Origin of the sequence: Finegoldia sp. (assembly GCF_046991905.1) — a bacterium.
GTDB lineage: Bacteria > Bacillota > Clostridia > Tissierellales > Peptoniphilaceae > Finegoldia.
Window position 1 is genome coordinate 1 of the sequence record NZ_JBKWZF010000052.1, and the last position, 9,976, is coordinate 9,976.

Consider the following 9,976-nt stretch of genomic DNA (forward strand, 5'->3'; position numbering starts at 1 on the left):
TAAGTGATTTAATCTAAGTACATTAAATAAGTCGATTCTTATAATACATTATATTCTCGGGTACTGGTACTGGGACGGGACTAAAAATATGAAAACGTCCTATAATTAGGTGGATTTAGTGATACAAAAAAAATAGAACCTAGTATTTTGAACGGTTTAGGATATATCGTACGTTTGGAAAAGAAGAATGGGAGTTTTACCCGAAAAATAGCACAGAGCGCGGAGAGCAGTGAAACTGCTATTTTCGTTAGTCGCAAAAAAATTAAAAAATTTGTAAAATCAACGGTTATAGAAGATAAAAAATTGTAACTGGGATTGAAATGGGAAAATTTGTAAAAAAGAATAAATTGAATAATAGTTCCAAGTGGTTTACATTTGGACAAAAAATTAGACCGTAGTTAAAAGCTGCGGTCTTTTTGTAATCTGAATTCGTTTAATTGAAATTGAGATTTGTTTAGCTTTACAGATAAAAAATATAAATATATCCTTGTTAAAATAAATTGGAAAAACTAAAACATAGGAAAAATGAATATATTACGTAGCAATTAAGACATAGAAAACGAAAATAGATAAAACAATTTATCAATGCAATAGTATGAGTAACTAATTCATTAATAGTTAATATAGAAAGCATTATATATTTGATATTATACTTTTTTCGATGCAATTAGCATCTGAATTTTTTACTAAAATCATAGAAAAAATGCGTAAAATATGCTATAATGTCTACAGAATAGATAAAAATGTGGCGGGGAGGAACGTAGATGGCAAGTCTTAATGTTGCTGATGTAATAAAAGAATTAGATATTTCTAAGTCATATTTATATAAATTAATAGATAAAGAAAATATTTTAATTCCCAGAAGTGATACAGGAAGATACTTTTGGGATGAAAATACAGTTGAAACTATAAAAAAAGTTTTGAATACTGGTAGTTTACAAGATAAGGATGACACAGAATTTTTAATATCTAAATTAGGATTAAAGCAGTCATTCATAAATAATAGACGATATTTAGGAAATAAATATTCTCTTTCTGATTTTATAAGAAAAACAGTTGATGAAAATTGTAAAGGTGTAAATATTGTCATTGACGTATTTAGTGGAACCGGTGCAGTTGCGAATACTTTTAAGGACAAAATGCTTATCACAAATGATTTACTGTATAGTAATTATATTTCCAATTATGCATGGTTTGGATATGAAAAATATTCAAGTAAAAAGATAATTGAGCTTATATACGACTATAATCAAGTTAAAACAAAAGAAAATAATTATATGCGAGAAAATTTTGCAGATACATTCTTTTCTGCTGATGATTGTAGCAAGATAGGATATATAAGAGAAGATATTGAAACTAAGTATAACAACAAAGAAATAAATTTTAAAGAATATACAATATTGATTACATCCTTGTTATATGCGATGGATAAGATTGCAAATACGGTTGGACATTACGATGCATATAGAAAGAATGTCGATTTTAAAAAAACTTTAGTATTGAATGTTTTGTTGCCTGAAAAATCTATTAATTCCAATAATGTTTGTTATAACCTAGACGCAAACAAACTAATTAAAAATATTAAGGGAGATTTGTTATATTTAGATCCTCCATATAATTCAAGACAATATTGTGATGCATATCATTTACTTGAAAATGTGGCACGATGGGAAAAACCTAAAGTTTATGGTGTTGCAAGAAAGATGGATAGAACTTCACTTAAAAGTGATTATTGTATGATTGCAGCTACAAAAGCATTTGAGGAGCTTATTGAAAATGCTGATGTAAAATATATTTTGCTTTCATATAACAATATGTCAGACAAGGGAAATGATAGATCCAATGCGAAAATATCGGATGAAGATATTATGAAAATTCTTAGCAAAAAGGGAAAAGTAACTGTATTTGAATCGGATTATAAGAGTTTTTCAACTGGTAAATCAGATATACAAGATAATAAAGAAAGATTGTTTTTATGCGAAGTATTTAGCAAAGAAAAAAAGAAAATGAATATATCTTGCCCTTTTAATTATATTGGTGGGAAATTTAAACTATTGGAACAGTTGCAGCCTTTATTTAATGAAAAGGAAGTATTTTTAGATTTATTTGCTGGTGGAGGGAATGTTGGGATAAATTCCTCTTCTTCAAAAGTTATTTTTAATGATTCAAATGAGAAATTGATAGACTTAATAAAATTTATAAAAGACACCGACACTGATGTCTTATTAAAGCAAATAGATAATATTATTGATGAATATCACTTATCCAATACAGCGTTATATGGTTACTCCTATTATGATTGCAATAGTAGCAAAGGACTAGCCGGATACAATAAGGAAAGATTTCTCAAGCTAAGAGATGATTTTAATGCTAAGGTCATTGCAGGAGAAACAGATTATTCAATGTTATATATATTGATGGTTTTCTCTTTTAATAATCAAATTCGCTTTAATCGAAAAGGTCTGTTTAATCTTCCTGTTGGAAAGAGAGATTTCAATTCTAAGATGAGAAGTAAGCTTGTGTTGTTTTCCGAGGAATTGAAAAGCAAGGACATTCAGTTTTTGAAAAAGGATTTTAGGGATATTTCATTAGATGATTTTTCTCAGGAGACTTTTATTTATTGTGATCCTCCTTATTTAATTACAAATGCAACATATAACGAAAATGGAATGTGGACTGACTTAGATGAAAAAGCTTTGCTTGAATTTTTAGATCAAGCTAATGAAAAAGGCTTTAGTTTTGCGTTGTCTAATGTTTTAGAGAGTAAAAATAAAAGAAATGATATTTTGTATAATTGGATTAAAAGTAAAGGATATTATTGCAATTATTTAAATAAAAGTTATTCAAACAGTAATTATCATAGAAAATATAAAAACAGTATTTCTGAAGAAGTTCTAGTTACCAATTATCCAGTAGATTGGAGGAATGAGTAAATGGTAAATAAAATTATTCCATATCAAAGTTTTTGTTGGGTTATAGGAACTACAAGTTTTAGAACTGCAAAACTAAATTTAAAAATCGAGGCACAGTTGTTGCTTCTTGATGAGTTTTATAATGAGGTCATAAAGGAATCAAGTTGGAACTGGAACAAAGAATTGCAAGAAAAATATTATGATTTTATGAAAGATAGAGCTTTCCTAACAGGAGAAGCAAAAAGAAAAGACAAAGATGCCAGAGAAAAAACATCAGGATTGGTTGATATTGGTTTAATTACAGAAGATAGATTGATTACGGATGCAGGAAGAGAACTCCTTAAAATAACAAGTAGTGGGGATTTTGAAACCAATAATGTGTTTAATATTAATAGAGATAGCTTTATCTATCTAAAACAGCTTCTTAAAACGAGTATAGATGTAAGTGGTAGTATCGTTAGACCGTTTATTGCGGTTGTAAAGTGCCTGACGGAACTTGAGTTTTTAAGTTATGACGAGTTTACTTATTTTGTTCCGTTAATTAGAGATAACGAAAGTGCGAAACAAATCATATCGGATATTAAATTATATCGAGAAGGTAAAATTTTGCTGGAAGAAATAATTTATAAGAGGCTTATGCAAATGGATAACTATAAACTTGCTAGGGAAGAATTTATAGCCTCTGATGTTGATGAAAATCTAATATGTTTAATCGGGATGAATCGTAAAAGCAGAAGCTATGACAAGCCTTACTATAAATTATATGAGAATTTAAAGAAAGTATTTCTTGATGGGAAAAGCGATTATGAATCACTATTAAATTCTGCAAAGAATATAAATCAAAAACCTGGAACATTGTGGAGACGTTTAATATTTAAGACAACTAATATTGGTATTGTAAGAAAAAATGGGAAGTCTTCAATTCACAAACAATGCCCATTTATAATCTGTAAAAATGAAATAGAACTAAAAGAAATGTTTTTCAAATATTTACATGTTTTTAAAGCAATGGCGACTTTATCTGATTATTTTGATTTAAATAGAAGATATTTCAATGTTACAGATACACTAATCTTTGAAGATCGCATGGTTAAGTTGGACATGATTCCAAAATACTATTTTAAAGAGATTATTGATGTTCTGTATAAAGAAACTTTTAGCAAAGATAATAATCTCAGTGTAGATGTTACTTTAGAAACTATATCAAGAGCTTTCAAGTTAGACATGAGTAAAGTGTACGCTGCATTAAGTAAAGATTTAGGAATCACCATAAATAGTCCGGAACAAGCAGCAGCTTATGTAAATGATGAAAGATACAGAAGATTTAACACTCTTATTGATAAGAAATTTAACGATTCTGTGCTTATAGAGTTACTAAATTGTTTTGAAACACGAGATGATAAGCGAATAGAAGAACTTGTTACAGATGAGGCTGCAATACCGACTATTTTTGAATATATTTTGGGAATTATATGGTATAAAGTAAGTGAAAGACAAGGGAATATTTTGGAATTCATGAAGTTATCATTAGAAGCCAATCTGTTACCTAAGACACATGCAGCTGGAGGTTATGCAGACATTATATATGAATATGAAGCATGCACTTCTTATCCAAAGCATTCTCTGCTACTTGAAGCAACACTTGCAGATGGCTCTAATCAAAGAAGAATGGAAATGGAGCCTGTTTCAAGACATTTAGGAGATTACAGAATTAGATTTAATAATCCATTCGATTACAGCTTGTTTGTCAGCACATACTTAGATAAAAATGTGATTTCAGATTTTAGGTATAGAAAGATAATCCCATATACCAGAGATGAAGAAACTATTAAAGGCATGAAGATTATTTCAATGGATACAGATTCTCTTAAGAAAATAATTGAAAATAAGGTCAAGTATAAATATTTGTATGAGGTCTTTGACAAATACCATGAAATGCCATTAGAGACTGTAGATTGGTATGGTGGGATGATAAAAGAGGCTACGGGAGAGTATAAGGCATAAATTTTTTTACGTACTTTTAAAGGAGAATGTGAGTTTTGGAAGAAAAAGACATATTAAAAAGATTAATTAAAAATGATTCATTATTCAATATGATTGGTGTTATTGTTCAACAATATGACATTCTCCCAAATAACAAAGAACATATTGGTGCATATATAGAATATCAAGATATACAAGAGCTTAGAGATGGATTTGTTGAAGAATTATCTGATACCATTGTTGATTGGATTTATAGTTCAGAAAAATATGAAGAAATTAAGAAAAAACTGGTTAACAGTGGCAGGTCTGAAGCAGCAGCTTCGCAATATATTGGCAGAAAAGCCAAAAACAAATTCAGAGCCAATAAAAATAGTGAGAATGTTTTGATTCAGGGTCAAATGGGAGAATTGTTACTTTATCATTTTATTCAAAAGTGCATGAAAGCAGTTCCTTTACTTAGAAAAATGAACATAGCTACATCTTCTGATCATGAAAGATTTGGTGCTGATGCAATACATTTTAAAATAGAAAATGATAAAAATATAATTATATTAGGAGAAGCCAAAACATATACATCTAAATATAAATTTAATGAAGCTTTTTCTGATGCGTTAGATAGTATATTGAATACGTATAATAAACATAGATCAGAGCTTGGTTTATATGTACATGAAGATTTTTTAGATAATGAAATGAATGTAGTTGCTGAAAAATATTTGAATAATACTTTAAAATCTGTAGAAATTCAACTGGTAAGTATAGTGACCTATAATGAATTATCCAAAATTGATAAAATTGATGAGAATACTATTAGAAATAATATAAAAAAAATAATTGAAGATAGATATAGAAATTTTGACAAAAATAAGATTGATATGAGTAAAAATCCAATATTGTCGAGAATCACTTACATAGTGTTTCCGGTTTGGGATCTAAAAGAATTAGCCGAAAAATTTCAGAAATTAATATAGAGAAAGGGGGAACAAACTAATGAAAGAACTAAAGAATGATATTCTTGAACATTGGTTAAATATTGAGTTAACTTCAGTTGCTCATAAAATGGGGCTGATAAATGCTAACAGAGTAGTTAGCTATAATGAAACATTAATATATAACTCTGTTAGATGCTTGGATTATGAATCTATTATGGTTGCTTCTCCCGATGTTAATTATATTATTACTGTTATTGGTCTAATGTGGGAACATATTAATTTTGAAGAATATGATTTGAGAAAAATAATTGTAAAATTTTTATCCAGAATAGGTTATCCAACCTCGGCTATTATATGTGATGAGAATTTTGATAGAGCTAATTGTGAATTTACTGTATTAGACAGTTATATTGATGAGATAACAACAACAATAAATCAGTTAAATAATGAGGTCAATATAGGTAATCGAAAGTATTTGCTAACAAATTTTCAAAAGAAAATTTGGGATAGTATGGATAATGATAAGATTTTAGGGATTTCTGCCCCAACTTCTGCGGGAAAATCATTTGTGATTCTATTAAAAATAGTAAATAGATTGCGAACTGAAAATATTGACATTGTATACATCGTCCCTACATTGAGTCTACTTAATCAAGTGATGGAAGACTTTAATCGTGAATTAAAAGCTAATGGTGTTGAGAATTATTGGATTACTAATTCTTTTGATGGAAAGCAAGTAAAAGATAGAAAGAATATTTATGTAATGACACAAGAAAAAGCTATTGCAGCATTTGATAATTTTGATGAGGCTTTTTCTAAAAAACTGATACTTGTGGCAGATGAAATTCAAAATATAGAAAGGATTGAAGAAGATTCAGATCAACGAGCGAAAATATTATTTGATACATTACTAGAATTTAGATACAAAGATAATGTTGACAAAATTATTATTTCTGGTCCTAGGATAGAAGAAATTGATAAGGTAGGAGAGAGTATTTTTGGTATTGAGACTATTGATCATACGACGAACATTAGTCCAGTTTTAAATTTGACTTACAGTATAAAGAAAAAAGATAAAAGATATTTTTTAAAACAGTACTGTATTCTTACTAAAAATCCATTAGTAATATGGATTGAAAATACTAATCTTATAAAGTGCTATGGTAAGAAGATATATACTAATGATTATTTGGAATATTTGAGTTGTATTGTAAATAAAATTGGCAGGAATTCACAAAACATTATTTTTGCACCAACAATATCCACGGCAAGAAAAATAGCAGTAGCTTTAGAGTTTCCCGTAACACAATATAATTCAGACTTAGTAGAGTATTATCGAAATTCTGTAAGTGAAAATTATTCTTTATGCGAAACACTTATGAAGGGTGTTGCATATCATCATGGGAAATTACCTTTGCATGTGAGAAGAACTTTGGAGGTGGCTATAGCGAATAAAAATGTGTCTAATGTTGTATGCACTACTACGCTACTCCAAGGAGTAAATTTGCCTGCACAAAATATATTTATTAGGAATCCGCATTTATATATTAAGAAAACTTCGGACGCAGTAGAATTAACGAATTATGAAATGGCTAATCTTCGTGGTAGAGCGGGTAGACTATTAAAAGACTATGTGGGAAGAACTTTTGTAATGGACGAGGATGCATTTGCAGAAACAGAAGGTTATGAGCAAATAGAATTATTTGAGGATGAGAGTAAAGAACTATCGACTAGTTATGAACAAAAATTTCAAGAGTATAAATGGGAAATTGAAGATGCTCTTAAGAATGATAAGGTTGTGGATGAAACCATGAAAAAGTATGGATATATAATATCGTATATAAGACAGTCAGTTTTAAGATACGGCAAAGATTCAAAATATAGAATGGATAATGTAGGAATAAAACTCACACAAAAACAGGTTGCTGCAATAATCTTGAAACTTAAAAACTTAAGTATACCCAAAGAAGTTTGTTATAAAAATAGGTACTGGGATCCATTTGTTTTAGAAAAAATTTATACGGACTTTGACCTGATTGTTCCTAAAACTCCATCTGAAAAAGGTGCGAAAAATAAACTAAACAAGATACTCAAATGGCTGAGAGATAAAGAAGAAACAGCATTCATGTATAAAAAATATATCCCCTCTTTATATCAGAATGGACAATCAAGAAGTATAATGGTTTCACTTGGGTTGCATTGGGCAAACGGTATAAAGTTATATGACATATTTAATAATGATAGATATAAAGGTGATAGTGGTGCAGAAAAAATTGATGAAACAATTGAGTTGTTGCAAAAAACAATATCTTTTAATCTTCCTTTGTTATTAAAGCCTATATATGATATAAAAAATCCGGATAGTTGTTTTTTGGTTTGTATGCAATTAGGCGCAATAAATAATATTACAAGAGCGATGATTGAAATGGGGATTCCGCGTGAGACATCACTTTATTTATTTGAAAAAATTTTTCTGAATTTTAAAGGAAATGAAAAAAATGAATTGTCAGAAGAAAACATAAGAGAAATAATTAAACAACATTATGATAATCTCCCATATTGGATACAGGTTCAGTTGAATTTTATAAAATGATAAAATGCTTTTGTGCTTGCAATATTTTTGTAAAAAACCAGATAAACAGGAATAAATTGGATAATAAGGCCAAAATCGATATCAAAAATATTGATTTTATACCGATTATACAAAATGACATCAATGGACATAACGAATGGGAATAATAGTAACTAATATGTTTCTGTTATAAAACTGTTTAAAAGACAGAGTTTCGACGTTTTATTGGAGCAAAAAGCTCATTGGTGATACTGTTTTGATACTAAAAGCGAGAAAAAATAGGTTCAAAAGGGAGTTGTTGAATTAAGCGAGTTTCACGAGCGATACTTATTGACCGAAGTGCAATAAGGTAGGTAAAAAATTTTAGAAAGCCTTCCATCGTTTTGGTGAGAGGCTTTTGTGGATTTAGTATAAGTCAATAAAAGCGAAGCTCTGAATTTCTAATGCCGGTGATATCTTACTATTCTTAAAACTATTTATATATTGATAATTACCTAATAACATAAAAAAGGAGGTGTTTTTATGGCGAATACAATTGAACGCATAGGGATTCATCATTGTGCTGAAATTGCTGTACGTAATAAATGGATATTTAGAGAACAACCAGTTGATGATATCGGCATTGATGCTCATATGGAATTTGTTGACGAGTCTGGCAAGAACAGACAACTTTTAGCATTGCAAATTAAATCAGGCTCCAGTTGGTTTAGGGATAAAAAAGATGATTATATAGTTTTTAGAGATATAAATGATAGACAATATAATTATTGGACTACAAATTCCTTACCGTGCATTGTAGTTTTATATAATCCAGATGATGATATGTGCATTTGGCAGAAATTAACTGATAAAACTATTGAAAGAACAAAAGGAGGTAGAGGTAAGGGCTTTTTTGTTAAAGTTCCTACTGCTCAGTCATTTTTAAATCATTCATCAAATGAAAAACTTCTTTCTTTTACCAACCTACCAAAACATGTTTTAAATTATAACTTTTTGTTATCTCAAAAGAAATTCATCCAGATTATTAAAGATGGCGGAACAGTTAAACTTCATTCAACAGAATGGATAAACAAGAGTAGTGGCAAAGGAAAGACAGAATTGATTGTTGATGATGGAGAAAATGAAAAGAGATATTTATATCCATATTATTTTCCTTTTACCCCTTACACTGAAGTTTTTCCTAAGTTGTTCCCTTGGGCAGATTTTGAAGCTGATGAAGATTTTTATATGGAAGAAGACGAATCATTGTGGCGTGAATATCATTGTTATTATGATAAAGAAGATGAAGAATGGCTTATTGTTGGAGATTCATTTGAAGAATTTCGAAAAAAATTAAATCCTATGCGTAGCATTGACTATTCAGGAGAAGTAGCTGAATATATGTTGACTTTAAGTATAAACGAGTTGGGAAGATCATTTTTAACCATAGATGATTATATATCAAAAGAACAACCTTATACAAAGGCAGTACCAGAAGAATAATAATATTACGGAGAGAAATATGAAAAAAATTAATCTTAGTGACAGCATAGAAAACGAAATGTCGGTCGATGGATACAGACTTGATCCTACTGAGA

5 protein-coding genes are annotated in these 9,976 nt (G+C 29.2%); all 5 read left to right on the top strand.

What is annotated here, in order from left to right; all coding sequences use genetic code 11:
• Positions 1-764: 764 nt before the first annotated feature.
• Positions 765-2,933: a Dam family site-specific DNA-(adenine-N6)-methyltransferase gene (locus tag ACLUJM_RS11340; RefSeq protein ID WP_412412844.1), complete on the top strand. Its 2,169-nt coding sequence runs from the start codon at positions 765-767 to the stop codon at positions 2,931-2,933.
• A complete protein-coding gene (locus tag ACLUJM_RS11345) occupies positions 2,934-4,916 on the top strand; it encodes an AlwI family type II restriction endonuclease (RefSeq protein ID WP_412412845.1) in 1,983 nt (660 codons plus the stop codon).
• A 35-nt stretch (positions 4,917-4,951) separates the two neighbouring features.
• The gene (locus ACLUJM_RS11350) at positions 4,952-5,866 is read left to right on the top strand and encodes a DUF1837 domain-containing protein (RefSeq protein ID WP_412412846.1); all 915 of its coding nucleotides are present in this window, start codon (positions 4,952-4,954) and stop codon (positions 5,864-5,866) included.
• Positions 5,867-5,885: 19 nt separating this feature from the next.
• Positions 5,886-8,420 (top strand): DEAD/DEAH box helicase, encoded by a 2,535-nt coding sequence (locus ACLUJM_RS11355; protein WP_412412847.1) that lies wholly within the window; start codon positions 5,886-5,888, stop codon positions 8,418-8,420.
• Positions 8,421-8,921: 501 nt separating this feature from the next.
• A complete protein-coding gene (locus ACLUJM_RS11360; protein ID WP_412412848.1) occupies positions 8,922-9,881 on the top strand; it encodes a DUF4365 domain-containing protein in 960 nt (319 codons plus the stop codon).
• The last annotated feature ends 95 nt before the right edge of the window (positions 9,882-9,976 follow it).